22 protein-coding genes, 1 tRNA gene and 1 rRNA gene are annotated in these 26,956 nt (G+C 34.5%); 6 read left to right on the top strand and 18 right to left on the bottom strand.

Annotated elements, in window-relative coordinates:
• The first annotated feature begins 26 nt into the window (after nucleotides 1–26).
• The 3 genes from D1818_RS19040 to D1818_RS19030 all read left to right on the top strand — a co-directional run bounded on the left by D1818_RS19040 (nucleotide 27) and on the right by D1818_RS19030 (nucleotide 2,020).
• The gene (locus tag D1818_RS19040) at nucleotides 27–959 is read left to right on the top strand and encodes a hypothetical protein (RefSeq protein WP_118460768.1); all 933 of its coding nucleotides are present in this window, start codon (nucleotides 27–29) and stop codon (nucleotides 957–959) included.
• On the top strand, nucleotides 956–1,432 hold the full coding sequence (locus tag D1818_RS19035) for a hypothetical protein (RefSeq protein ID WP_118460766.1): 477 nt from the start codon (nucleotides 956–958) through the stop codon (nucleotides 1,430–1,432). Before D1818_RS19040 ends, D1818_RS19035 begins: the two co-directional genes overlap by 4 nt.
• A 198-nt stretch (nucleotides 1,433–1,630) precedes the next feature.
• Nucleotides 1,631–2,020, top strand: a complete 390-nt coding sequence (locus tag D1818_RS19030; protein ID WP_118460764.1) for a hypothetical protein — start codon at nucleotides 1,631–1,633, stop codon at nucleotides 2,018–2,020.
• A 15-nt stretch (nucleotides 2,021–2,035) separates the two neighbouring features.
• Here the strand turns inward: D1818_RS19030 and D1818_RS19025 are convergent, their stop codons facing one another.
• The 8 genes from D1818_RS19025 to porU form a co-directional block, all read right to left on the bottom strand.
• Nucleotides 2,036–2,716, bottom strand: coding sequence for an SDR family oxidoreductase (locus D1818_RS19025; protein WP_118460762.1), 681 nt, complete (start codon nucleotides 2,714–2,716; stop codon nucleotides 2,036–2,038).
• A gap of 56 nt (nucleotides 2,717–2,772) precedes the next feature.
• Complete coding sequence (locus tag D1818_RS19020; RefSeq protein ID WP_118460760.1) at nucleotides 2,773–3,717, bottom strand: M28 family peptidase; 945 nt, start codon at nucleotides 3,715–3,717, stop codon at nucleotides 2,773–2,775.
• 159 nt (nucleotides 3,718–3,876) lie between these two features.
• Nucleotides 3,877–4,464: an NUDIX domain-containing protein gene (locus tag D1818_RS19015; protein ID WP_118460757.1), complete on the bottom strand. Its 588-nt coding sequence runs from the start codon at nucleotides 4,462–4,464 to the stop codon at nucleotides 3,877–3,879.
• Nucleotides 4,465–4,532: 68 nt separating this feature from the next.
• Nucleotides 4,533–6,140: a pyruvate dehydrogenase complex dihydrolipoamide acetyltransferase gene (locus D1818_RS19010; protein WP_118460755.1), complete on the bottom strand. Its 1,608-nt coding sequence runs from the start codon at nucleotides 6,138–6,140 to the stop codon at nucleotides 4,533–4,535.
• Between the two features lie 3 nt (nucleotides 6,141–6,143).
• Complete coding sequence (pdhA, locus tag D1818_RS19005) at nucleotides 6,144–7,145, bottom strand: pyruvate dehydrogenase (acetyl-transferring) E1 component subunit alpha (RefSeq protein WP_118460753.1); 1,002 nt, start codon at nucleotides 7,143–7,145, stop codon at nucleotides 6,144–6,146.
• A gap of 157 nt (nucleotides 7,146–7,302) precedes the next feature.
• The gene (locus D1818_RS19000) at nucleotides 7,303–7,785 is read right to left on the bottom strand and encodes a cytidine deaminase (RefSeq protein ID WP_118460751.1); all 483 of its coding nucleotides are present in this window, start codon (nucleotides 7,783–7,785) and stop codon (nucleotides 7,303–7,305) included.
• 154 nt (nucleotides 7,786–7,939) lie between these two features.
• Complete coding sequence (porV, locus tag D1818_RS18995) at nucleotides 7,940–9,097, bottom strand: type IX secretion system outer membrane channel protein PorV (protein WP_118460749.1); 1,158 nt, start codon at nucleotides 9,095–9,097, stop codon at nucleotides 7,940–7,942.
• A 40-nt stretch (nucleotides 9,098–9,137) separates the two neighbouring features.
• The gene (gene porU, locus D1818_RS18990; RefSeq protein ID WP_233558524.1) at nucleotides 9,138–12,974 is read right to left on the bottom strand and encodes a type IX secretion system sortase PorU; all 3,837 of its coding nucleotides are present in this window, start codon (nucleotides 12,972–12,974) and stop codon (nucleotides 9,138–9,140) included.
• A gap of 213 nt (nucleotides 12,975–13,187) precedes the next feature.
• On the opposite strand from porU, the gene gldJ reads away from it, so the two are divergent.
• Complete coding sequence (gldJ, locus tag D1818_RS18985; protein ID WP_118460745.1) at nucleotides 13,188–14,861, top strand: gliding motility lipoprotein GldJ; 1,674 nt, start codon at nucleotides 13,188–13,190, stop codon at nucleotides 14,859–14,861.
• A 79-nt stretch (nucleotides 14,862–14,940) separates the two neighbouring features.
• On the top strand, nucleotides 14,941–16,224 hold the full coding sequence (gene murF / locus D1818_RS18980) for a UDP-N-acetylmuramoyl-tripeptide--D-alanyl-D-alanine ligase (RefSeq protein ID WP_118460743.1): 1,284 nt from the start codon (nucleotides 14,941–14,943) through the stop codon (nucleotides 16,222–16,224).
• A 19-nt stretch (nucleotides 16,225–16,243) separates the two neighbouring features.
• Here murF and D1818_RS18975 read toward each other — a convergent pair whose 3' ends face one another.
• The 9 genes from D1818_RS18975 to D1818_RS18935 form a co-directional block, all read right to left on the bottom strand.
• Nucleotides 16,244–17,320 (bottom strand): DUF2652 domain-containing protein, encoded by a 1,077-nt coding sequence (locus tag D1818_RS18975; protein WP_118460741.1) that lies wholly within the window; start codon nucleotides 17,318–17,320, stop codon nucleotides 16,244–16,246.
• Nucleotides 17,321–17,458: 138 nt separating this feature from the next.
• Nucleotides 17,459–18,292, bottom strand: coding sequence for a mechanosensitive ion channel family protein (locus D1818_RS18970; RefSeq protein WP_118460739.1), 834 nt, complete (start codon nucleotides 18,290–18,292; stop codon nucleotides 17,459–17,461).
• Between the two features lie 226 nt (nucleotides 18,293–18,518).
• A tRNA-Val gene (locus D1818_RS18965) sits at nucleotides 18,519–18,593 on the bottom strand.
• 86 nt (nucleotides 18,594–18,679) lie between these two features.
• On the bottom strand, nucleotides 18,680–19,897 hold the full coding sequence (locus tag D1818_RS18960; RefSeq protein WP_118460737.1) for a folylpolyglutamate synthase/dihydrofolate synthase family protein: 1,218 nt from the start codon (nucleotides 19,895–19,897) through the stop codon (nucleotides 18,680–18,682).
• A 148-nt stretch (nucleotides 19,898–20,045) separates the two neighbouring features.
• Nucleotides 20,046–20,945, bottom strand: coding sequence for an energy transducer TonB (locus D1818_RS18955; protein WP_118460735.1), 900 nt, complete (start codon nucleotides 20,943–20,945; stop codon nucleotides 20,046–20,048).
• A 3-nt stretch (nucleotides 20,946–20,948) separates the two neighbouring features.
• Nucleotides 20,949–21,341 (bottom strand): biopolymer transporter ExbD, encoded by a 393-nt coding sequence (locus tag D1818_RS18950; RefSeq protein ID WP_118460732.1) that lies wholly within the window; start codon nucleotides 21,339–21,341, stop codon nucleotides 20,949–20,951.
• Between the two features lies 1 nt (nucleotide 21,342).
• Nucleotides 21,343–22,029, bottom strand: a complete 687-nt coding sequence (locus D1818_RS18945) for a MotA/TolQ/ExbB proton channel family protein (protein WP_118460730.1) — start codon at nucleotides 22,027–22,029, stop codon at nucleotides 21,343–21,345.
• An 86-nt stretch (nucleotides 22,030–22,115) separates the two neighbouring features.
• Nucleotides 22,116–23,588, bottom strand: a complete 1,473-nt coding sequence (nhaB, locus tag D1818_RS18940) for a sodium/proton antiporter NhaB (RefSeq protein WP_118460728.1) — start codon at nucleotides 23,586–23,588, stop codon at nucleotides 22,116–22,118.
• Nucleotides 23,589–23,614: 26 nt separating this feature from the next.
• A complete protein-coding gene (locus D1818_RS18935) occupies nucleotides 23,615–24,841 on the bottom strand; it encodes a Glu/Leu/Phe/Val dehydrogenase dimerization domain-containing protein (RefSeq protein WP_118460726.1) in 1,227 nt (408 codons plus the stop codon).
• Between the two features lie 444 nt (nucleotides 24,842–25,285).
• Between D1818_RS18935 and D1818_RS18930 the strand changes: the two genes are divergently transcribed.
• A complete protein-coding gene (locus tag D1818_RS18930) occupies nucleotides 25,286–26,428 on the top strand; it encodes an acyl-CoA dehydrogenase (RefSeq protein ID WP_118460724.1) in 1,143 nt (380 codons plus the stop codon).
• 369 nt (nucleotides 26,429–26,797) lie between these two features.
• Here the strand turns inward: D1818_RS18930 and rrf are convergent.
• Nucleotides 26,798–26,905, bottom strand: a 5S ribosomal RNA gene (gene rrf, locus D1818_RS18925).
• Nucleotides 26,906–26,956 lie beyond the last annotated feature (51 nt).

Raw genomic sequence — 26,956 nt, 5'->3', positions numbered from 1 at the left:
ATTGTAAACCGTTTTACAAGTCATATTTGCTTAATAATCAAATAAATACAATTATCAATCCTGAAGAACACATAGCATTCTCTCTTCTTAAAAAAGCCGTTACCAGACGGTTTTTAAAAGAGAACACCGCCTCTAGTGATGATATATCTCAGTGGAAAGGTCAGGATATTATAATGTTTCAGGAAGATTTACGAAAACAAGTAAAAGGTAGTATTAGCGAAAAATCTTTCTACAGTTATTTTAAAAACACTACGGAAAAATTACCTCGAGTCGACATTCTTAATATACTGTCAGAATACTGTGGTCATAAAAATTGGGCAGATTTTAAAGCAATGAACTCTCAAAAGAAAATTCAGAAGAAAAACCCTGTGGTTTCTAAATTGATTGTTTTTTTGTTAATTGGAATTGTATTTATCACCTCCGCTTATTTTTTAATTCCAAAAGCACACACCTTTAGCTTTTGTTTTATTGATCAAGATAGAAATCTACCTATTACCAAAACTCATATCGATATTATAGTCTTAAATGATAAACAGTCTCCCTTTTATGCAAAAAGTGACAGCTTGGGCTGTTTTAAATGGAATACAAAAGATGATTATATTCATTTTGTAATCAAATCTCCATATCATAAAACCGATACTATTTTTAGAACTGTTTCATCCTTAACTAATGAAAACATCCAAGTTAGTACAGATGATTACGCCTTAATGCTACATTATTATGCGAATGGTAAACTTGAGGATTGGAAAAACAGAAAAAATGAATTATCTAGAATGATTGCCGATGATGCAACCATTTTTCAGGTACTACCATCGGGATTAGGTATAGAAGTATATTCTAAAAACGAATTCATTAACAAACTGACTACGCCAATCAAAAGTTTAAGAAATATTGAAATTATTGAATCCAAAAGATCCAAAGGGCAAATTGTTAAACTAAAATTCCGAGTGAAGTCATGAAACAGTTTGTATATCTCATAGTAATTCTTGTTATAATTGGTGGTTGTTCAAATATCGCGCGTAATAACATGGAGCCTACCGCCAACAGAGGAGGAGATGATTTTGTTACGGAAGAAGCTTCATTTGCCGCATTGGAAGATGCTTATGCAGTGTTAGTCTCAGAAAAGCTTCAAGATTATCTAGATAAACAGCTACTTGCTAAACAGCATCCGGAATTTATAAACAGAGTAGATGATATAAAATTATTTCATGTAAAAGACGCAAAAGAAATACTGCAAATTAAATTTATTGGAAAACCTGAAGTACTCTCCGATTCGATTACGAAAATAATTACTCAGGTTCATTTTAGCAATACTAAAACCGACACTATTATTTCCTATATAAAGACCTCTTCTACAACGATCGATGGTGTTAAATTTAAAACATCAAAAGCTATGTTCGAAAAGATAAAATCATCAAAAAAAATAGATTAAGTCATTAGTTTTAACATAGTTATTACGGTTTTTCCGCCTTACAATAAGATTAAAACCCTTTAATTTTTGGTTTTTCAACGAAAAAAAAATAGTGTTTGTCGAGTATTTTGAGTTTTTAACTCGTTGTTAATCAATTATTAATATTTTTGACTTCCTATTTTTAACATTTCGTAAAGAAAAACTTAAAGGTGAGACGTCATGAGAGCTTTTACAATTTTACTACTATTTTTTATTTGTACTACTAGTATAGCACAAGACCAAATTGAAGATCAAAATCAAGATCTACAAGAGATCACAGAATTAACTGAAGAGCAGCTAGAAGCAGAAAAAAAACGATTTGCCGATCTTGCAGAGCAAAGAGCAATTCTATTACAACAAGAATTGAACCTCAGTAATTATGCTAGTGATCGTATTAAAAAGGTAATCATAAAATATTCCATTAGGGCAAACAAAATAATTCAATCTAATGCGCCTGCTAACGAAAAAACAAAAGACTTAAGTAATATTGTTTATTTTCAGAATGAAGAGTTTAAAAAAGTACTTACTGTGCATCAATTCTATAAGTATCTTAAATTAAAAAATATTTGAAAGACATAACTTCGATTAAGGCGTACTACTAGATACCTGAAGTACTTTACCATTATAAAACTTATTGGCAGTTAGCGCAAAATTCTTAATATATTCCGCCATTTCTATAGCCGTTAATGGTGCCTGATACCCGGGAAACGCTTCTTCTAACATTTCTGTTTGTACAGCTCCAAGCGCTAATACATTAAAGGCTATACCACTTTCTTTATATTCTTCTGCTAAGAGCTCACTTAATGTTATAACAGCCCCTTTACTAGAACTATAAGCTGCTAACCCAGGAAACTTCATACTTCCCTGAATACCTCCCATACTACTAACAGTAACTACATGGCTTCCGTTTGTCATAAAAGGCAGCACTAGGCGAGTAATTTCCGCAACACCAAAAACATTCACCTTATATACTTCTTCAAATTCTTGTGTAGAAATTTCTGCAAAGGGTTTATTCAATAATTTGCCAGCATTATTAATCAGAACATCCACATTCTTCCAGGTTTTTGTTATATAATTTGTCATTTTTTCCAGATCAGACGAATTACATAAATCGCAAGAAAATGTATGAATATTTTTGTTATTAAGAGCAGTAATTGGTTTCTCATTTCTTGATAAAGCTAGCACCTGATGCCCTGCATCTGCAAACATTTTAGCCATCTCATATCCTATCCCTCTACTTGCCCCGGTAATTATAATGTTTTTCATGTTTTTTAATAAAAAAAAGACCTTTAAGCTTTTATAAACTCAAAAGGAGTGAAAATTTAATTTAACTTAATTTCTTTTGTTGGCGTATTTAATATCCTAGTAATTACAGGAGCACAATCATTGATGAGCTCTGCCATAAATTCGAAATTCATCTCAGAAACCTCGTCATCTACATGGTGATAGTAATCATAATTGGTAAAATCAAAGGTAGAAACCGTCTGACAAGGCACATTGAATGCCGAATAAAAAGGATAATTATCACTTCTCCTAAATAACTGAAATTCCTTCGCTTTGGGCAGAAAACCTATCAATTCTTTTCCTGAATATTCATTGATTTTTTCTGCCATATTTGAAATCTCATATCCTGTAATGTAGGCTTTGTATGTTTTATCGTTTAGTGGCACTCCTATCATTTCGAAGTTTATCATTGTATATAAATCAAGATTCTTCTCTTTTAAAACTTTTGCTAAATGATCAGAACCTAGCAATCCTTTTTCTTCTGCTCCAAATAACACAAACAATACACTGCGTTTATTATTTTTCACCTCTGCAAAATGTTTTGCCAATGAAATTACTGCGGTACTTCCTGCTGCATTATCGTTAGCTCCATTAGCGATTGTATCGCCATTTACATCTTTTCCATTTCCTATATGATCAAAATGCGCTCCTATTACTACAAACTGATCAGCTAAGTCAAGATCTGTACCTTTAAGATAACCCACTACGTTATAGGTTTCAGTTCCTTTAGCATCAAAAGTATTAAGATACGATTCAAAATAAGGTTTTATTCCGGACTTCTTAAACTCCTGTTCTATAAATTTTGCCGCTTTCTCCAGTCCCTCGCTTCCCGTATCTCTACCCCCTAATGCATCGCTTGCTAAAAAATTCATGATAACTTCTATATCAGAAGCTGTAATATTAGATATAGGGGATTGCGCCGTAGTTGCTTCCTTACACGTTATAAATAAAAGAGTAATGATAAAAAATGCTATTTGTTTCATGTTTTTATAATGTTGTTTTGAATGTCAAAAGGAACTCGTCAAGTAATCATTTTTGAAATGTATTAAAAATTCTGTTATGACTCGTTTCAGGTTCTTGTTTTTCGGGTAATGAATGATTTTTGATAAAGATACTTAAAAAGTGTACTCTTAGGCATTCAATTAAGATACCATTATATCTTTTATTTTTAGAAATTGTAACAACATAACCGTCCTGGCATCTTTGATTTCACCCGTTTGTATCATATCAAATGCTTTTTCAAAATCTAATTCTAAAACATCAATATACTCTTCTTCATGATCAAGCCCACCTCCTTTTTCTACCTTCATTTCATCTGTATACTCTGCAATAAATAAATGCGCTATTTCTGTCATGATAGCTGGAGATGCATACACCGAAAATGCTTTTTCAACAGAACTAATTGCATATCCTGTTTCTTCTAATGCTTCTTTTTTTACACATACTTCCGGACTATCACCATCAAGCGATCCAGCACAAACTTCAATACTCATTCCTGACCCACTACCATTTAAAAAAGTTGGTAATCTGAATTGCTGCGTAAGCACAATAGTTTTCTTAGTTATATTATATAATAAAACAGAAGCTCCATCACCATGATCATACACTTCTCTAAGATGTGTTTCCGGAGTATGAACATCTGTATGGGTATATTCGTAGGTGTATTCCTTTAATAAGAATGTTTTATCTGATAACGTTCTCGATTGTAAATTATGAATTCTATTCTTCATTTTTTAAATATAAAAAAATCCCACTTCAAAAGAGGTGGGATCTGATTCATTATATATCCTTTATAAAACTATGCTAACATAGTTACTGGATTTTCTAAATAATCTTTTAAAGTTTGTAAAAACTGAGCACCTGTAGCTCCATCAACCGTTCGATGATCACAAGCCAATGTTACTTTCATTGTATTGCCTACAACAATTTGTCCGTCTTCAACCACTGGCTTTTGTACAATAGCTCCTACGGATAAGATTGCAGAATTTGGTTGATTGATAATAGAAGTAAACTCCTGTATACCAAACATACCTAAATTAGATACTGTAAACGTACTTCCACTCATTTCTTGCGGAGTTAACTTTTTATTTCTTGCCTTACCTGCAAGTTCTCTAACATTAGCACCTATCTGAGTAAGTGACATTTGATCCGTAAAAGGTAAAACAGGAACTACTAAACCGTCAGGAACTGCAACAGCCACTCCAATTGCAATATGCTTAGCATACTTCATTGCTGTATCTGTCCACTGAGTGTTCACCTGAGGGTGCTTAGTTAATGCCATCGCACAGGCTTTAACCACCATATCGTTAAATGACACTTTCGTATCAGGTAATGCATTAATTATTTTTCGTGAAGCCATCGCATTTTTCATATTTGCCTCAATTGTCAAATAATAATGCGGTGCTGTAAATTTGGACGCTGAAAGGCTTCTAGCAATTGCTTTACGCATTTGTGAATTCTTCACTTCTTCAAAACTTTCTTCTCCAGCAGGAATATATGTCTGAATTGCCGGAGCGGATGTAGTTTCTTTAGAGGATGCAGGAGTACTGACGGCCGCAGCAGGTGTAAACGTCTCTACATCTTTCTTTACAATTCGTCCATTCTCACCTGTACCTTTTACCTGAGATAAATCTATTCCCTTGTCTTCTGCTATTTTTTTAGCTAATGGAGAAGCAAATATTCTACCTCCAGTAGAAGATTCACTTCCAGAACTAACAGGAGTTGCTTCTACTTTTTCTTCTTTGACCACTGCTTCTTTAGGAGCTGAAGTACTAGCTGCAGGTACACCATCTTTAAGACCAGAAACATCTGTTCCAGCTGGACCAATAATAGCCAGTAATACATCTACCTTAGCTGTCTGACCTTCTTCTATGCCGATATACAATAGCGTACCGTTATAAAAGGACTCAAACTCCATTGTAGCTTTATCTGTTTCTATCTCAGCAAGAATATCACCTTCCTCGACAGTATCGCCAACCTTTTTCAACCAAGTCGCAACAGTACCTTCTTCCATCGTATCACTAAGACGAGGCATCGTAATTACTTCTACTCCTTCAGGAATAGTTGTGGCTGCTGCGGAGCTTGAAGTTGATTCTTCAACTTTCTCTTCCTTAGGAGTTTCTGTTTGTGGTGCCGAACTTCCATTCAACAAACCAGAAATATCTTCTCCTTCTTCACCTATGATTGCTAAAAGCTGATCAACTGGAGCAGTTTCACCTTCTTCAATTCCAATATGAAGCAACACTCCCTCATAAAAAGATTCGAATTCCATTGTTGCTTTGTCGGTTTCAATTTCGGCAAGGATATCTCCTTCACTAATTGTATCACCTTTCTTAACAAGCCACTTCGCGACAACTCCTTCTTCCATGGTATCGCTCAATCGCGGCATATTAATTACTGTAGCCATAATCTATTGTGGTTTGTGTGGTAAAAATGGATAATCCTCTTGTTCGTATACAACGTCATACATCAAATTCTTCTCTGGGAACGGAGAATCTTCTGCAAATTTCTGGCATTCTGCAACCTTATCTTTCACTCTTTTATCAATAGTAGCGATTTCATCATCTGTTGCATATTTTTTATCCTTAATTATATCCAAAACCTGAGTAATTGGATCAATCTTTTGATATTCTGCTACTTCTTCTTTAGTACGATACTTCTGAGCATCACTCATAGAATGTCCTCTGTAACGATATGTTTTTAATTCCAGGAAAGTAGGACCTCCACCCGTTCTAGCTCTGGTAATTGCTTCATCCATCGCTTCTGCAACTTTCACCGGATTCATAGCATCTACGGGACCACAAGGCATCTCATATCCTAGTCCAAGTTTCCATATATCTGTATGGTTAGCTGTTCTCTCTACGGATGTCCCCATAGCATATCCGTTATTTTCTACACAAAACACTACAGGTAAGTTCCATAACATCGCTAAATTAAAAGTCTCGTGAAGCGATCCTTGTCGTGTCGCCCCATCACCCATAAACGTTAAAGTTACAGCATCCCTTTTATGATATTTATCTCCAAAAGCTAAACCAGCACCTAAAGGAATCTGTCCTCCAACAATACCATGCCCTCCATAGAACCTATGTTCCTTAGAAAAAATATGCATCGAGCCTCCCATTCCTTGAGAAGTACCTGTACCTTTTCCATACAATTCAGCCATTACTCGTTTAGGATCTACGCCCATTCCGATAGGCTGAACGTGATTACGATATGCAGTAATCATCTTATCTTTGGTAAGATCCATTGCGTGCAAAGCACCAGCTAGGATAGCCTCCTGACCGTTATATAAATGTAAAAATCCTCTTACTTTTTGTTGGATATATACTTGAGCAAGTTTGTCTTCAAACTTTCTCCAGAAAAGCATATCCTCGTACCACTTCAGGTAAACTTCCTTGGTTACTTTTTTCATCTAAAATGTAATGATATTTCAAAATTAAGTCAGCTTTATTGCTAACATCCTCTAACAACTACCGGTTTGAATGCTTATTTTTCAATTAAGCGAAAAACAAAAATAATATATTAGTTATTAAGGAGAAAGGAGTTAGGGATAAAAATGTACGAAAATGTTATAAATACGAATTATCAAAAATAAGAGGCAATAAATTAGCTAAAGAACAAGATTTTACTACTTTTCCTGTTTCTCCCATAAAATAAATTTCGATTGGCTTCTTTTGATTTAGCTCATATTCCGCTATTGATTGTCTACAAGCACCACAAGGTGGAGTAGGTGTTATTAACTGATGTTTTAAGGATTTTGCAGAAAGTGCCATTCTAACAATTGGAACACCAGGGAAATTTGCTCCCGCTGCATATATAGCTACACGTTCTGCACATAAACCAGAAGGATAGCAGGCATTCTCTTGATTATTACCAAGAATAACTTTCTCATTCTCTAATAGTAATGCAGCCCCAACTAGAAATTCAGAATATGGAGCATAGGCTTTATCCCTAATATTAAAAGATTGCTGCATTAAATCCTGAATATCTTCTGGAAGCTCTTCTAATGAATCATATACTTGTAAAGTGGATTTGATTTCTATTTGTTTCACGCATTCAAAGTTTTATAATTGTATTACCAATAAATTAGAACTTGTATTGGTAATCAATCCTATTTTATAATTAAGAATCCACAATGTACTATAAACAAAAAAAGTATCAAACATTAGCGCTTGATACTTTTTATTATTGTTTAGATATGTTCGTCTATCTATCGTAGTAATCCTCTCCAAAATTAAATGAGAGACCAAAACGAAGTGTTCCTTCTAGTGGACTTCTTACTGCAGAAGTAGAGAATAAATAAGAAATATCTATGTTAACGATAGTATATTTAAAACCAGCACCCATAGATACAAATTTACGCGCTCCTTTTTCCTCTGCTTCATTAAAATAACCTGCTCTAAAAGCGAATACATCACGATACATATATTCTGCACCTAATGACCAGGTAAATTCTTGTAACTCTTCGCTAAAACCTCCATCTGCATCACCCCAAGATGAGAAGATTGCTCCAAATGAACTTATTTCTTGATACTCTGCATTATCTGAAGCATCTATATCGCCATCGCCATCAAAATCCTGAGGACTTGGTACTAATAATTTTGCGAACTCTATAGATGGTGTAATTCTGTTATACTCATCTAAAAGGAAATCAAAACCTGCTCCTAATCTGAAAGTAGTAGGAATAAAATCTTCTTGCCCTGCATCATCATATTTTAGCTTAGGACCAATATTAGATATAGTTAATCCTGCTCTCCACCTACCATTAAAAGAGTTGTAGGCAATTTCTTCACTTTGATAATATGCAGAAACATCTACTCCGAAACCATTAGCCGCTTCTGCTTCGGATACTTGATCTAATTTTAGATCAGATCTCAAGTAACGCCCAGTAACCCCCATAGAAAAAGTAGGACTCAACTGCGTCACATAAGATACATCAAAGGTTAATTCGTTTGGTTTTTGGATCAACCCTAAATCATTAGCGTTCTGTCTAAACTCTATTTCCCCAAGACTAAAGTATTTAAAACTAGCTGCAAAAGCACTACGCTCATTAAATCTATTGTAATACGTAAGGTTTCCCAATCCTATATCGTTTACTAGACTACTCAAATAAGGAGTATAATTTACACCAACTCCCTGTTGTTTGGATATAAAAGCATATTTAGATGGATTCCATTGTTGTGAAAATGCATCCGGAGTTGTTGCAACCCCTTGATCAGCTAAACCTGCAGCTCTAGCATCTGCTGCAATTAGTAAAAATGGAACGGCTGTTGTTATTGCCGTTTGACTTCTTTCATCTTGTGCATTCATTCGAAAATTCAAAAGCGAAACGAACGCCAAGCTGATTATAAAGATCTTCTTCATGTGAAAATTGATTTTGACAAATATATAGTTATTTAGTAATTTATAGTATAACGAGTTTTTCAAATTTCTCAACCCGCTGATTTGTTAACGTTGATTTTACAGATATCTTATACACATAAACGCCTTTTCCCAATTTATCCCCAAAATCATCTCGCCCATTCCATTGAATATCCTCTCTATAACTTGTTTTTCCTGACAGTGTTTGATTATTTGTCCAAACCACCTTTCCCGATACCGTAAACACCTGAACTTGAACCTCTAAAACATCACTGATTGCACCAGAATGCTCAAACCAAAACTCAGTATGACTTACGAATGGATTTGGATAATTTAATACATTATTCAATGCAAAACCACTAGCTTCTGCTACTACAAATTGAATTTCCTGAGTAGAAGAATTATTATAAACATCCCAACCTTTAAATGTAAGTGTATGTAAACCTGGCTCTAAATCCTTAAATTTAAAATTAACAAGTCCCTTCGTGAAGTCATCGACCTCCGTCTCGTAAAAGTCGTTAAGAATAAACGGATTAGACTCGTCTCCATCAAGTATTGCAGAAATATCGTGACCTATACCACTAGCTGTATTGATACCATTTTCATCTTCAAGTTTTGCAATTAATATTGGAGAATCATTCGTAACACCCCCTGAAACAAAACTCTCGTCATTCATAAATAATTGGATTTGTGGCCCCACATTATCCTCTGGTGCATTTTCATTTAATCCACCAACAAGAATTGTCTGATCAGCACCTGTTTGATTTTCTAACACACCATTTCTTGCAGAATAAAAACTTATTCTTCCTGTATCAACAGGAATACCAATATCCCTTGGCACAATAAATTCGAAATTAAAAATACCATTCGTTACTGATGCTTTTCCTCTAAAAATAATTACTCCTAAGGTTTTAAAATCCAATACTACAAGTTCTCCTGAATCAAAAGTCCCATCATTAGCAAGCGTCTTCCTATCGATTTCCTTATCATAAATAGTCGCTGATAAAACGCCATTATAATCGGATAAAAAAGTGCCTGATTCACTAACTACTTCTCCTGAAATTTTAATTCTACTTAAAGCTTTAAGTGTATCAACAGCTTCCGTTATGGGTGTATCATTGATACTAGTTAAACGAATATTAGGTTTAGGAATGGCCATTTTCATAGCTGGATCTCCAAAGAAGAAAACCACTCTTTTTCTAGTCCCAGACAGCGAATTCTTCATTAACCTAACAGCTTCTGCAACTGTTGGAAACTCGGTGTTATCTGGAAATAAAAACTCAGATAATCTATTATTTACTAATATCCCATCACCTACAAACACATCTCTAGTGGTACTAATAAGCGATATAGCACCTCCCTGTGGGTTTTTAAACATCAGTTCTCCCGCAGTTTCCCTACATGGATTGTCAAATTTTGCAAACTCACAAGTAACAGTTATAAAAACCGGAAGTTTATTAGTATTTGCCAGCGCAGTAACATCTGACTTATTATAAATAAATTCTTTTGCTAAACCATCTTCACCTCCATGTCCAAAATAATCAACAACCACAGCTCCTGTCTCAATAGCGCTAGAAATCGCTTCATTTACCTTTGGATATCTACTTCCAGATGCAGAAGATTCTTGTTCAAAAGCATCTGCATATATTTTGGTTAAATTAAGATATGGTTTTCTCTCCACTAATTCATCACCTAATTCATCCAGAATTCTTTGAATCTGCTCCTCCCAATCTTCATCGACATCATCAGCTATTAACAAAACAGAGTTTCTCCATCTACCAAAAGATTGCTCTCCGGAATAATCTATAATTTTAGTAACCATAGTATCGGCTAACTGAGGAGTATCGGCTAATATTCTTCCCACGGCGATATCTAACTGATCAGCCGCTCCCATTTGCCCTTCAGCTGGATCCATAGAACCAAAGAAATCGTCAGTGGCAAACGAACTAACTAAAGAAAAACTATTTAAACTCTGAAAAGTAGGTACAATATTACTATCAGAACAATTTTCCTTTAATAATAAACGCTTATAATCAACTGAACCATCTCCAAAAAGACATACATATTTTAACTGCTCATTAGGGCTTGATGCATTCTCATATACATATCTAACTAAGTTTCTAATAGCAACTATATCTTGTTTACCACTTCCAAATTCATGATAGATTTGATCCAGGGTTACTACTTTAACATTATAATTATTCAAAGTTCTATGGTGATCTGCAAGTCTATTTGCAGATTGTACCAATGAATTATTAGCGATAATTAAATAGTCGATATCTTCAAACTGCCCTTGATTATTTAAAAAAATGGTTCCTTTAATATCCTGATTATCTACCCTTGCTGTTTGATCCACTAACGGATCGAAATAATCTGTAGACACAAGAGCAACATATTGACGAGACTCTCCCAAAGTAGCTTTAAAACTGAAAGTAGATGATGCATTGTTATTAGCAATACTAGCTATAGCTTGTGGATTCGTCACATCCCATACTTGAGACACATCACCACTATTTGAGATATTATATTGCCCAATACCGGTTAATGTGGCAGCTTCTTCATAAGAAAATTGCATTTGAGAATTCACACCTATTAGAGCTCTTTCTGCCTTTAGACTTATAAAATCAAGATAACCTATTGCAGAAGGGTTTCCATTATTGTTATAATTCAAATTAACTGCTACCTGATCAGAACTAGAAGAAACGTTCTGAATAGTCTCTCTAGGAGAAACCAATGATGATCCAGAAATTTGAGAAAAATTCAAAGAACCAACCTGCCCTCCATTCACATTAATTCTTAAACTTGACGCAGAAGTCGAAGTGGCCGCAGCGAGCACCCTTAATTCAATCGGTTCTGATGTAATTAAATTAGGAAAATCAAAATTATAATTTCTACTACTCTCTATATCAAAACGATCTCCAAACCAACGCCTTCCTATTTTGGCGATATTATACTCATCTACTTCATAAAATTTATAATCTGTAAATGAATTTATCTGAGTATCCGCAGCTCCTGCAGGCTCCGTATAATTAGATACTCTTCTTCCATTTGTACCCCCAGCAGTCACATAATAATACGATTTATCAGCGTAAAGATTAATATTCGTTAGATTTTCTTCACTATATCCTGTAGTATCTTCTCCATAAAAAAGAATATAATCATTTCCTGAAAAATTACCATCTTCCCCTCCTACAACTTGAATTGCGTTTTCTCTTAAATCAAACTCTGTATTTTCTTGATTAGTAAGGGGCAACATTTGCCCTCCATTACCGTAAATCTTTATAGTATTTGGATCTACAGAAGATACATCCATTCCTAAACTACTTAAAAACCCTGGTGTTATTCTAAAAATTCCGGTCTTATTTACATAAAAACGAAACCAATCTCCCGAAGCTAACACCGAGTTGCTTATAGGAAACCTCTTAGCATTTGTTTTACGAGCACCTGTTTGATAAACAATATCAAATGACACTATTTTTTTAAAAGTATTGCCATTTCTTATAATCGGCGACAAACTTCCAAAACCAGCTTTCTTGTTTCTGGTATTAATAGAGCGTATTTTGTAGATAAGTTCTTTTGGAATTAAATTCACATCTAAATCCTTTAGTTCTGCTTTCGAAATATTCTTGTAGACTATATTATCTAATCTAGCAGTTCCTGAATTAATTTCTCCCGATTCTTTCCATTTTGTTGTGAATCGCACTCCAATATCATCCCGATATTCAAAGTTTTCCTCATCAAATCCTGGAATAGTAAACGAAACATCACTTGATGTACTAATTTCGACATCCTTCCAGTCAATATCAACATGTACCGTTTGCTGAGCAGAAATGAGAGCAGAAATCAGTAGTGCATATAAAATTGTAATTTTCTTCATCATAGCGTATAACGGGTTTAACACAGTTTTAGTGTTCCGTAAATTATGGTTTTTATTCAAAAATAATAATAAACATAGAAATATTGCGTTAAACCAAAGTCAATCGTAAAAAGATAAATTTCACACGATTTGATATTATTTTAAAAATATTAGGGTAAATTTAACGTTAATTATTATATTGCGAGCCCTAATTTCTACTTTAACGAACTTAAAATTATGAAAAACGCGTTAGTTTTTAAGTCGCTAATGGTTCTTACCATTAGTACCTTACTGTTTAGTTGTAACAAGACTGATTACGGCAACAGTTCTAGAGCCACCGGATGGAAATACAACTCCAAAGATGGTGGATTCCAAGTAAACACTAATTACAAAGAACAAGAGACAGGACCGGGTCTAGTTTTTGTTGAGGGAGGAACCTTCACCATGGGACGAGTACAGGACGATGTAATGCATGACTGGAATAATACTCCAACTCAGCAGCACGTTCAGTCTTTCTATATGGACGAAACTGAAGTCACTAATGTGATGTACCTGGAATATCTTGATTGGCTAAAAGGAGTATACCCTCCTACTGAACCAAAATATAAAAACATATATCACGGAGCTCTTCCTGATACATTGGTTTGGAGAAATCGTTTAGGTTTCAACGAAATGATGACCAACAACTATCTACGTCACCCAGCTTATGCTAACTATCCTGTAGTTGGTGTTAACTGGATTCAGGCTGTAGAATTTAGTAAATGGAGAACGGATCGTGTGAACGAAAGAATTCTGGAAGAAGAAAGAGTTATAAAGAAAAATGCTCCTTTTGAAGATGTTTCGGCAGAAAGTACTTTTAATACTGATACATATTTAAATGCACCTTCACAGACTTATGGAGGTAATGACGAAGCAACCAGAGGAGGTAAAGAATCAGAGAATTACGAAAAAAGAAATGATTCTACAGGATTATATATCCAACGTAAGGATGGATTACTTTTACCAAAATACAGACTACCAACCGAAGCAGAATGGGAATATGCTGCTTTAGGATTAGTAGAATTAAGAAGCTATAACATCTACAGAGGTAGAAAAAAATATCCTTGGGATGGACAATATACTCGTTCAGGAAAAAGAAGAACACGTGGAGATCAATTAGCTAACTTTAAGCAAGGCGATGGTGACTACGGTGGTATTGCTGGATGGAGTGATGATGGCGCTGATATTACGGCTCCAGTAGCATCTTATGACCCTAATGACTATGGTCTATATGATATGGCCGGTAATGTTGCAGAATGGGTAGCAGATGTATACAGACCAATTGTAGATGACGAGTATAATGACTTCAATTACTATAGAGGTAATGTATATACTAAAAATGCAATTAACCCTGATGGAACTGTAAAGATCGTAACGACCGATTCTATTATTTATGATACTTTAAGTAATGGCAAGATTGTAGCAAGAGTATTACCAGGAGGTATATTACAAACTCCTGTTGATGAAAATGAAACATACTTAAGAACTAACTTTACTCAAAGTGACAACCGTAACTTTAGAGATGGTGACAAAAGCTCTTCAAGATATTATGAAGGATTCCAGGATGAAAGTATCCCTAACAGAAGAATGTACAACTCTCCTATTCACAGTGTAGAGCCAAGCGCAGAAGATAGCACGAAGCTAGACAGAAGATACGATGAATCTAGTAAAAGAACTACGATTGTCGGTGAAGAAGTGAGAGTATACAAAGGAGGTTCTTGGAAAGATAGAGCATATTGGTTAGATCCTGCGCAGAGAAGATTCTTCCCTCAGGATATGTCTACCGATTATATCGGATTTAGAAATGCGATGTCTCGTGTAGGTGAAAAGGCTAAAAATAAAAAGACACCTAAACATAGAGCACCTAGATAAAAAATAAATTTTATTTGTTCGTTAATAAATACAAAGCCCTGACATTTATGTACAGGGCTTTTTAATACAATTATAATAAATGAATACCGCTGGAATACATAAATTATTCATAGAAAGTAGTGGAGTTTGTACTGACACCAGAAAAATTAAGAGCGACAATCTCTTTTTTGCCTTAAAAGGAGATAACTTTAACGGCAATACGTATGCGCAACAAGCAATTGAAAATGGTGCTTCTTATGCTATAATTGATGATGAAAAATTTTTGGTTTCTGAAAAATACATTCTGGTTGACGATGTCCTAAAAACACTTCAAGACTTAGCTACATACCATAGAAAACATCTAGATATTCCTATAATAGCTCTTACCGGAAGTAATGGTAAGACAACAACAAAAGAATTAATCAATTGCGTTCTCTCATCCACTTATAACACAACAGCAACTGCAGGCAACTTAAATAATCACATAGGTGTTCCTCTTACTCTTTTATCCATGAATAAAAGCACTGAAATTGGAATTGTAGAAATGGGAGCCAATCATATAAAAGAAATAGAATTCTTATGTAATATTACTTGTCCGGATTTCGGTTATATAACAAACATTGGAAAAGCACATATAGAAGGATTCGGAAGTTTAGAAGGCGTTTTACAAGGAAAAACTGAGCTTTATCAATACCTAAAGAAACATGACCATCTTATTTTCCTAAACGCAGAGGATCCTAAACTTTCTAAAGCGTCAGAAGGAATTGATACATTTACATTCTCCCAAACTCTGGATAGTAATATAAACGTAAAACTTCAAGCAGTTAATCCAATGGTAAGTGTAAACTACAAAGACGACGTCATAAGTAGTCACCTTATAGGTTCTTACAATTTCACTAATATCGCAGCGGCGATAGCAATTGGTCACTATTTTAAAATAAAGCCAGAACAGATCAAAGTTGCCATAGAATCTTACATCCCATCGAATAACCGTTCACAGATTATAGAAAAAAACAAGTCTACCATCATACTGGATGCATATAATGCGAATCCGTCGAGTATGAGCGCTGCAATAAACAATTTTCAGGAACTAACATACAACTACAAAACAGCATTCCTTGGTGATATGTTTGAACTTGGTCATACTGCTCCAGAAGAACACCAAAGAATAGCAAACCAACTCATCCAAACATCCTGTAATGCTATTTACCTGATCGGTGAAAACTTTTTTAACACCACAATAGAAGATACACGTATTCGAAAATATAAGTCCTTTGAAGATCTTAAAGAAAATGAATCTTTAGAACAAATCCAGGATCAAGGTGCCATTCTTATTAAAGGATCTAGAGGAATGAAACTCGAACGTATTTTGGATTTAATTTAATAGAATTAACCTGTTTTTATTACTTACTATTTATATAGCTTTCAAGATTATTAAGAGAAACTTTTATTGACTTCCTAAAAGCTCTTTTCATAACCAAATGCAGCATAATTTTTTTAAAAATTGATTTTGCTTGCGGATACAATTCCATAATCAAACTACAGGAATTCTCTGAAGTTGGAATAATTATATAAAATTGATGTATAGAATCAATAACCGGAATATCTGTTGTATACTCTCCGTATACCAAATGACCAGATTGAACAGTTTTAGTCACTGTAGTAAAATTCAATCTTTTACCATCTATAACACAAACATGTTCGGTTCCTAACCTAGTCACCTCTTCCGGATTATACTCAAATTCATCAACTCCTTTAACCCAGTGATGTCGATAACTGTAATTTGTAATATACTCTAACAATTCTTGTGCAGGAACCTTATAATCCTTTTCTATCACCAATCCAGGAGAACCTGTAAACTGAACTTCATAAGGAGTTTCATAAGAAGTAAGTTTCAACTTTTTCTTATCCATTTCGGAGAACGAATACCTTATGTTTTTCCCATCATAGACATCTCCATTCGTAGAAAAATCAAATAACTGACTTTTATAATGATACGGAATACCTATCACATTAGACAAGTCCTCACTTAGTAATACATAATTATTACTAGAAATTGAATTCTTAAGCAACCTATGCGCCTCTATAACCACCTGTCCAAATGGCTTGCTTTTGTTCTGAACCGTAATGAATTGTAATTCTCCACAATGCGCTATTATCTTCAGTTGAAGATTAGGAGCTGTCGCACACGCATTACAAGGACAAACACGATTCTTCTCCAATAACTTAAGATGGCTATAAAAAGCCGTAAACATGGTCTCTATTTGCGCCAACAATTTTTCCTGAGAAGGAACCTCTCCATCTTTATAAAAAAACAATGCATCTCCTTCCACTTCTGCCAATCTCAATTTTTGAGTATTCGCTTTAATCAAAATCTCTAGTAACTCTGCTATTACGTGCTGACTATGGGCCACTTCTGTAGTCTGTACAAACTGTGTATAACCTGATATATCAGGAATAAAAAGTAAAGAATTAGACATTACGTAAAAATGTTAGTAGTGGATATGGAATAAATCTAATGATTTCTATCAAACACTAGATGCTTTTATGTAATATTTAGGAATTAAAGCATTCATAAACAGGTTCTATTTCACCTAAAACTAAAATTCAAACTATTATCATTTGGATTCTTTAGTATAAAGATGCACATCGCTTTGTGGAAAGGGTATAGAAATACCATTAGATTCTAGGCGTTTTTTCGCTTCTTCTAATGTATAAAAATGAACTGCCCAAAAATCCTCATTAAGAGCCCAAAAACGCAATGATAGCGTTACAGCACTATCTCCTAATTCTGAAACATATATTTCTGGAGCAGGATCTTTAATAACCTTCTCCTGACCATTGATTAAATCAAGTATAATTTCTTTCGCTTCTTTGATATTACTATCATAAGAAATTCCAATCTCGATTTTACCTCTTCTTCTATCCTCTGATGAGTAATTAATAATATTACCATTAGATATTTTTCCATTCGGAATAACGGCTAACTGATTTCCAAAAGTATTTAACTTAGTCGTAAATATCGAAATTTCTTTTACCGTACCAGAAACACCTTGAGCTTCTATAAAATCTCCGATCTTGAAAGGTTTAAAAAACAAAATTAACACACCTCCCGCAAAGTTAGAAAGAGACCCCTGAAGTGCCAATCCTATCGCCAATCCTGCCGCACCTAATATCGCTACAAGAGAAGAAGTCTGAACTCCTAATTGAGTAACAACCAATACAATCAGTAAAATCTTAAGACCTATATTTATTAGATCATATAAAAATCTCTCTAATGTTTCATCATAATCCTTCTTTTGAAAGAATTTACGAAGTCCTCTACTAAAAATATTAATAATCCATATCCCTACAAAGAATATGATTATCGCAGAAATTAAGCCTGGCAAAAAGTCCCAAACCCAAGTCACGAATTGATCCCAATTTTCTTTTGTAAGCCCTAGTTTGTCCATTTTATATAAAATAATTTATTTTTCAACTTTCAAAAATAATTGTTATTACCTAAAGTTCATACTATAACTTATAAGTTTTCATTTCTATTACTCTTAATTTTTTCTTCAAAAAATATCAATAGCATTCTTACTGAAAATTGCTCTTTTTATCAATCAACTTATTAAATCACTATCATATAAACACAAAAAAACCACTCAAATGAATGAATGGTTTTTTTTATTTAAGTGGGCAATGAGGGATTCGAACCCCCGACCCCCTCGGTGTAAACGAGGTGCTCTGAACCAACTGAGCTAATTGCCCTCTATGTTTTTCACAACCCTTATTCCTGATTGCGGATGCAAATATAAGACAGTTTTACAGTCTACCAAAAGTTTTTTAAAGAAAAATTAAATTATTTCTGCCACTACAAATGTGCTACCGCCTACATATACTAAATCATCCTCGCTAGCTAGCTGTAAAGCAGTCTTGTAAGCTGATTTTACCGAAGTATAGCTTTCTCCTTTTAAATTAAATTTTAATGCTTCTTTTTTTAATATTTCTTCATCCAACCCTCTTACTATTTCGGGTTTAGCAAAATAGTATGTCGCATGAATCGGAAATAAAGGTAATATACCTTTCAAATCTTTATCATTAACAACTCCTAGAACAATATGAAGCTTATCATAGCTCTCACTTGACAATTGCTCCATAACCAATTGTAAACCATCCTCATTATGTGCTGTATCACATATCACTTTAGGGCTATCTTGCAAAATTTGCCATCTCCCTAGCAAACCTGTATTATTTACCACCTTACTAAGACCATTACGAACATCTTGCTCGCGAATATCCCAACCTCGATCTTGTAAAACGGAAATGGTCTGCAATACCGTTTTTACATTCTCCTTTTGATAATCTCCCTTTAGATCCGTATCAAATACATTTCCTACATAATCCGACGCAAAGAAAATATCACTTTGAAGTGACAACGCCTTATCTCTGAAAACTTTCTTCGTTTCAACCGTAGTTCGCCCAATCACCACTGGAACATTCTTTTTAATAATTCCGGCTTTTTCTGATGCTATCTCCGGCAATGTATTTCCTAAAAATTGTGTATGGTCTAATCCGATATTAGTAATAACTGATATTGCTGGTGTTATAATATTGGTAGAATCTAATCTTCCCCCCAAGCCCACTTCTACTAGCACTACATCAACTTGTGAGTCCGCGAAATATCGAAATGCCAATCCTACAGTCATCTCGAAAAAAGAAAGTTGATTTACTTCAAAATATTGTTTGTGAGACCTAATAAAATTTACAACATATGCTTCACTAATCATCTCTCCATTAATACGGATTCGTTCTCTAAAATCTTTAAGATGAGGAGACGTATATAAACCTACTTTATATCCTGACTCTTGTAAAATTGATGCAAGCATATGGCTAGTAGATCCTTTACCATTGGTTCCTGCAACATGAATACTTTTAAACCTAGACTCAGGATTATCAAGATATGAAGCAAGTTTAACCGTATTTGTCAAATCAATTTTATAAGCACTTGCACCTTGACGCTGATACATTGGCAACTGTGCAAACATCCAATCTAAAGTTCCTTGATAGTCGATAATTATCTATTTATTTACCTTGAAAAAATGCAACCAAATCTTAAAAATATAAGGAGTTACTTTTATAATGTTTAAAATCAATTAAAGGTACTAATTCTTATTTAGGAAAAGTTCTTAGAAGTGTAATTACCGTCTTAATTATTTGTGATTATTCCCCTAATCCAAAAGTTACTTCTACAAATCCGATTTGCTTAACAGGAGCTTTCTGATCGGCTTTCCATCTAAAGGTAAGGGCGGTTTTTTTAGCAGGATCCAAAAGACATTTTGCACTATTGGTAGTTCCCTTAACACCTGGGATTGCCTGAATAACTTTACCATCTCTATTTACTACTATTTTAACAACTACTCGACCCGCTTCATTGCATTCCTGTACAACCTTAGAATTAGTAGGACGTCCTCTTCCATTAAGACCATAACCAACTCCACCTGTTCCTCCAGGACCTGGTTGCCCATAATAACTAGTTGCATAAGGGTTTCCGTTTGGATTTCCTTTATCACCTGGTTTACCGTCATCACCTTCTCCTCCTTTTGCTTTTCCATCGCTTTTTGGGCCATTGGAAAAACTATCTAATATATCTAAAGTTGATTTATCCGGCTTAGGATCCGGCTTCTTTTCTTCTACTTTCTCTACGGGTTTTTCTATAGGTTTCTCAACCGGTTTTTGCTCTTCAGGTTTATCTTTTGGTTTTTCTTTTGGCTTCTCGACCTTTTTTTTAGGTTCTTTTTTCGGTTTTTCCTCTACCACCGGAGCATCTTCTACATCTTGCGTAACTACCTCTTCAGTAATCTCTGGAGTTTCTGGTTCCGGTTCTGGCGTCACTGGAGTTGGTTCTGGAGTAGTTTGTTTTGGTGAAGACTTAATAGCTTCTTTAGGTTGTATATCTCCAGATCCAGTAAGTGTAGTTCCAAAATTAACTGCAATACCTCCTTCTGGAGTAGGATCCAAAGCGCCTAACCCCAAATAAAACAATAGAAAAATAATAGCCACGTGCAATATTGTCGTGATTACAAAAGATTTCTTTTTATGTTTAGTATCTAACTTCAGCATTAATTATTCTGGTTTTACCGCCAGGATTACTTTAAATCTATTTCTATTAGCTATATCCATTACACCTACAGCTTTCTCTATAGGCACTCCTTCTTCTGCTCTAAGAATAATAGTAGGCTCATTTTGACCCGATAATTTAGATTTCAAGGTAGATTCTAATCTACTTTGACTTATACGCTCATTATCCACATAATATTGCAATTTATTGGTAATACTAACCGATATATTCTGCACGTTAGAGCTTTTGCCCTTTGCCTTAGGCAATATCAAATCTAATGCTTCTGGAGTTATCGTCGGTGATGTCAATAAAAAAAACACCAACAACAAAAACACAATGTCTGTCATAGAAGACATGCTAAATTCTGGACTTACTTTATTTCTTCCTCTTAAATTCATATTAAGCAGGTTCGTTTAACAAGTCAAGGAAATCTACAGCCGTAGCTTCCATCTGGTGTATTACTTTATCTGTTCTAACTACCAAATGATTATATCCTATATACGCTATAATACCTACCACAAGTCCCGCAACTGTAGTGGTCATCGCTGTATAAATACCTTCTGCTAAAGTTCCCATATCTGCACTTCCCGAACTTGATGCCAGATTATGGAACGCTAAAATCATCCCAATTACTGTACCTAAAAATCCAATCATTGGTGCAGCACCTGCTACCGTAGCAAGAATACTTACATTTTTTTCTAGTTTATACACTTCTAATCGGCCTGCATTTTCTATTGCCTTATTAATATCCTCTAAAGGATTACCTATTCTGGAAATTCCTTTTTCCGTCAATCTAGACACAGGGTTATTAGTTTGTGCACACAAGATTTTAGCCGCTTCAATTTTACCACTTGTCACATTATCTTTAATTTGATCCATAAAGCTTTCGTCAATTTTCGAAGCAGCTTTTATAGCAAAAATTCTTTCAAAATAAATATAAACCGCAACAAATAACAATACAAAAAGGATTGCAATAATTGTTACTCCAGCGGCTCCACCACTGAGCAATAAATCAATAATTGATAAAGTTTTCTCTTCTGCTTCCGGATCAATTTCTTTGGTATTTTGGGCCAACATACCAAGCATTAATAAATGGGTCATATATGTTTCTGTTATTTTAGTGTTAGTATACTAACGTTATTTCTTTAGGTTAAGTATATCCTCAATTGTCGTTATAGTACATAAATTATTCCTAAAAGACCTACCCCTCCAAGAATAATTGTATACGGTAATGCCATTTTCACCATTCTTCCATATGACAATCCTATCAACGGAGCCAAAGAAGAGGTTAGTAAAAATAAGAACGCCGCTTGACCATTAGGTGTTGCAACACTTGGTAAATTTGTACCTGTATTTATTGCTATTGCCAATTTCTCAAACTGTTCTCTTGTTATTGCTCCATTATCAAACGCTTGTTTAACTTCTCCAATATATACTGTTGCCACAAATACATTATCACTAATCATAGATAATAGTCCATTAGCCACATAAAACATAGAAGGTTGTTTACTTGGGTCCAGGGTTAACGCCCAATCAATGATCGGTGTAAAAAGATGTTGATCATGAATCATAGCTACTATTACAAAGAAAACCACTAATAAAGCCGTAAATGGCAAAGCTTCTTCAAAAGCTTTCCCTAATTGATGTTCTTCTGTAATTCCCATAAAAGCCGTTTGCACAATAATTAATGCCAAACCTATAAACCCTACAGGAGCTATATGTAATGCTAAACCAAGAATTAATAATATCGCTGATATTGCCTGTATAATTAATCCGTATTTAGATTTATCCGATCGATTAGCATCCTCCTGATCGGTATAATTTTCTATTATTCTTCTTGCTACTTCAGGTAATTTTGCTCCAAAACCAAACCAACCTGTAAATTCTAAAACTATCGTTGTTAATAATCCTGCTGCTAAAACTGGTAATGTTATAGGCGCCATTTTAATAAAGAACTCTATGAAATCCCATCCCATACGTTCTCCTATCAATAGGTTTTGAGGCTCGCCAACTAACGTACAAACCCCTCCTAATGCAGTTCCTACAACACCGTGCATTACTAAACTCCTTAAGAAACTCCTAAACTGTTCTAAAGTCTCCCCACTTAAATCTTTTCTATCAAGCGTTCCATCCTGATCAAAATCTGAAGCCGGCATCGAATGAATTTTATGATATACCCCATAAAAACCTACCGCAACACTTATTAAAACAGCTGTTACAGTTAAAGCATCCAGAAAAGCAGAAAGTATGGCTGAAAGAAAAACAAAGAGCAAGGATAATATCATCTTTGATTTTATCTTAGTAAAAACCTTACTAAAAATATACATTAGCAAAGGTTTCATAAAGTAGATACCCGCTACCATAAACACTAATAAAAGAACTACCTCTAGGTTTTGATCCACTTCGTGGTACGCATTCTTGGGTGTGGTAAGGTTTAATGCTAAAATCTCTATCGCTAATAAACCTCCAGATTGCAAAGGATAACATTTTAATGCCATGGCAAGTGTAAAAATAAACTCTCCTATAAACAACCATGCAGTAACGGTAGGACCTAATACAAAATAAGAAAACACATTAAAAATGAGAAATCCTATCATTATTGTTTTAAACCATTTTGGACTATTGCCCAGAAAATATTTTAACATAGTATACGCTATTATTTGTGTTACAATTATACCAACTGTTTGAATGCTAGTTCAAACGCTGTTCTACTTATATTGGTTTTAGAAATATTCTTATCAAAAATTCTCTGCACTGCATCTTTAATGGTTTGTGAGGTATCATTAAAAATTGCTTCGTCAGTCATCAATACTCTACGCTCCATGAAATACGCAAATACTCTAGCCATTCCACAATTAGAAATAAAATCAGGAATCAAACTCACTTGCTCATCTGTATACTCCATAATAGAACCGAAAAATATCTCCTTATCGGCAAAAGGAACATTAGCTCCGCAAGAGATAACTTCTAATCCCGAGCTTATCATTTGGGTTATCTGATCTTTAGTAATCAATCTTGATGCTGCACAAGGTGCAAATACTTCTGTCTGAAGCGACCAAATTTTGTCATTCATCTCTTCAAACGGGGTCAAATTTTCACTATATAACTTGTTCCCTTTTTTATTAAGGTACAGTTCTTTAATTTCTTCAAAAGAAAAACCTTCTTCATTTATCAATCCTCCAGCGTGGTCAATAATACCAACAACTTTTGCTCCCATTTCGGAGAGATAATAGGCTGCCGCAGATCCAACATTACCAAACCCCTGAACTATAGCCTTTTTACCCTTCACAGTTCCACCGTAGATATCATAATAGTGTCTAACCGCCTCAGCAACCCCATACCCAGTAATCATATCGGCTACTGTATATTTTCTTGATACGTCAGGCGAAAACGTTGTGTTCTCTAAAACTTTTATCACTCCCTGACGCAACTGTCCTATTCTATTTATCTTATCCGCTTCTGTAGGCTGAAAATGACCGTTAAAAACACCTTCTTGAGGATGCCAAACTCCACAGTTCTCTGTTATCGGAATCACTTCATGGATTTCATCAACGTTTAAATCTCCACCCGTTCCGTAATAGCTCTTTAATAATGGTGAAACCGCTTTATACCACCTCTCTAAAACTCCTTTTTTTCTTGGATCGTTAGGATCAAAATTAATTCCTGATTTTGCGCCACCTATATTTGGTCCAGAGACAGTAAACTTCACTTCCATAGTTTTTGCTAAAGAAAGAACTTCATTTATATCCAACCCTAAACGCATTCTTGTTCCACCTCCAGCAGCTCCTCCTCTTAATGAATTAATAACCGTCCAGCCTTCTGCTTCAGTTTCAGAATCTCTCCAGTTAAAAACTATTTCCGGGGCTTTATTTTCGTATTTCTTTAATAATTCTTTCATTTTTTAAAACTTCAATTTATACACATACTTTTACCATAAGACAGATCTTTATCCAAATTTCTAATTAAATACACCTCCATTACGGAGTTAGTGCTGCCTCATAAAAAATGTTCTTTAATAAATTGAAAATAATGTCCAATAAGGAACTTCACAAATATAAAAAACTTAACAGGGCGAAAGCTTAAATTAAAAAAATAATAATTCAAAAATTATTTCCATTTTTTAAGTTGATAATGTATGTCAAAAATTAGGTCAAATAAAATTCAAGAAACCAAATATTGCTAGTCTTACAAAAGAGTATATCAAAAAATGAAAAAAACACAAAAACTATCCTATTATAACTTATATTTGTAGAATTAATAAAAATATCGAGTTTATCTCGACTTATTTTTATCAAAAAGTTGAATTCGCGTGTTATGCACGCACAGTAAATTAGGATCAAATATGGACTTTAAACTATCCGAAGAACAATTAATGATACGCGATGCTGCTCGTGATTTTGCAAAAGCAGAGTTATTACCTGGAGTAATCGAAAGAGATAATAAACAAGAATTTCCTGCCGAGCAAGTCAAAAAAATGGGTGAGCTTGGATTTTTAGGAATGATGGCATCTCCAGAATACGGTGGTGGCGGCATGGATACTCTTTCTTACGTATTAGTTATGGAAGAATTATCTAAAATAGATGCTTCTTGTTCTGTAATTGTATCTGTAAATAATTCTTTGGTATGTTGGGGCCTCGACACTTATGGAACTCCAGAACAAAAAGAAAAATACTTAAATAAGTTAACGACAGGAGAGTCGATCGGAGCATTTTGTTTATCAGAACCTGAGGCTGGAAGTGATGCTACTTCACAAAGAACAACAGCAATAGACAAAGGTGATCACTATATTCTTAATGGAACCAAAAACTGGATTACCAATGGTGGAACTTCTGATTATTATTTAGTTATTGCTCAAACAGACAAGGAAAAGAAGCATAAGGGAATCAACGCTTTCATCGTAGAAAAAGGATGGGAAGGTTTTGAGATTGGTCCTAAGGAAGACAAATTAGGAATTAGAGGTAGTGATACACACTCTCTTATTTTTAATGATGTAAAAGTTCCAAAAGAAAATAGAATTGGAGAAGATGGATTCGGATTCAAATTTGCTATGAAAACATTAGCTGGTGGACGTATCGGTATTGCTGCACAAGCATTAGGTATTGCTCAGGGAGCATACGAACTAGCTAAGGAATATTCTAAAGTTCGTAAAGCATTTGGTACGGAAATTATGAATCATCAGGCAATTGCATTTAAACTTGCAGATATGCACGTACAAATTGAAGCTGCAAGGATGTTAGTTTACAAAGCTGCTATGGATAAAGACAATCATGAAAATTATGATTTATCCGGAGCAATGGCGAAATTGGTTGCTTCTCAAGCTGCAATGGATGTAACAATTGAAGCAGTGCAAGTTCACGGTGGTAATGGCTTTGTAAAAGAATATCACGTAGAACGTTTAATGAGAGATGCTAAAATTACTCAGATATATGAAGGTACTAGCGAAATACAGAAAATTGTAATTTCTAGAGCTATTCTTAGAGACTAATTAGTACAATCATCTCTATTTAAAATCCCCAAATCGTTATTACGGTTTGGGGATTTTAATTTTACTCATATCATATTCCGAAACACCTTAACTCTATAGCTTCTGCATAAAGATGAACCTCTATCTAGAAGAACATAAGTTTATTACTACTATTTAATAGCTATTACGTTTAAGTATATATTCTTAGTCAACATCAACTAGAGTTGACATTAATTTTTAAGTATTGAAATCATAAAGATTGTTAAACAAGATTATATTCAAGATCCAAGGTATGCATAACATCTATAGAAGACGGTTGTTATTTTCGGGATTTCACCTTTGTTTTTTGGGTATAAAAAAACCCTTCATTGTTATAATGAAGGGTTTCAAGGAAGGCGGCGACCTACTCTCCCACGATTGTAGTACCATTGGCGCTAACGGGCTTAACTTCTCTGTTCGGAATGGTAAGAGGTGAGCCCCGATGCTATAACCACCTTAAGCTGTTATTAGTATTAAGTCCTAAGTAGTCAGTATTAAGTTTAAAAACTC

Source organism: Aquimarina sp. BL5, assembly GCF_003443675.1.
GTDB lineage: Bacteria > Bacteroidota > Bacteroidia > Flavobacteriales > Flavobacteriaceae > Aquimarina.
The sequence above is the reverse complement of the archived record's forward strand: the minus strand, read 5'-3'. Positions and strand labels throughout refer to the sequence as shown.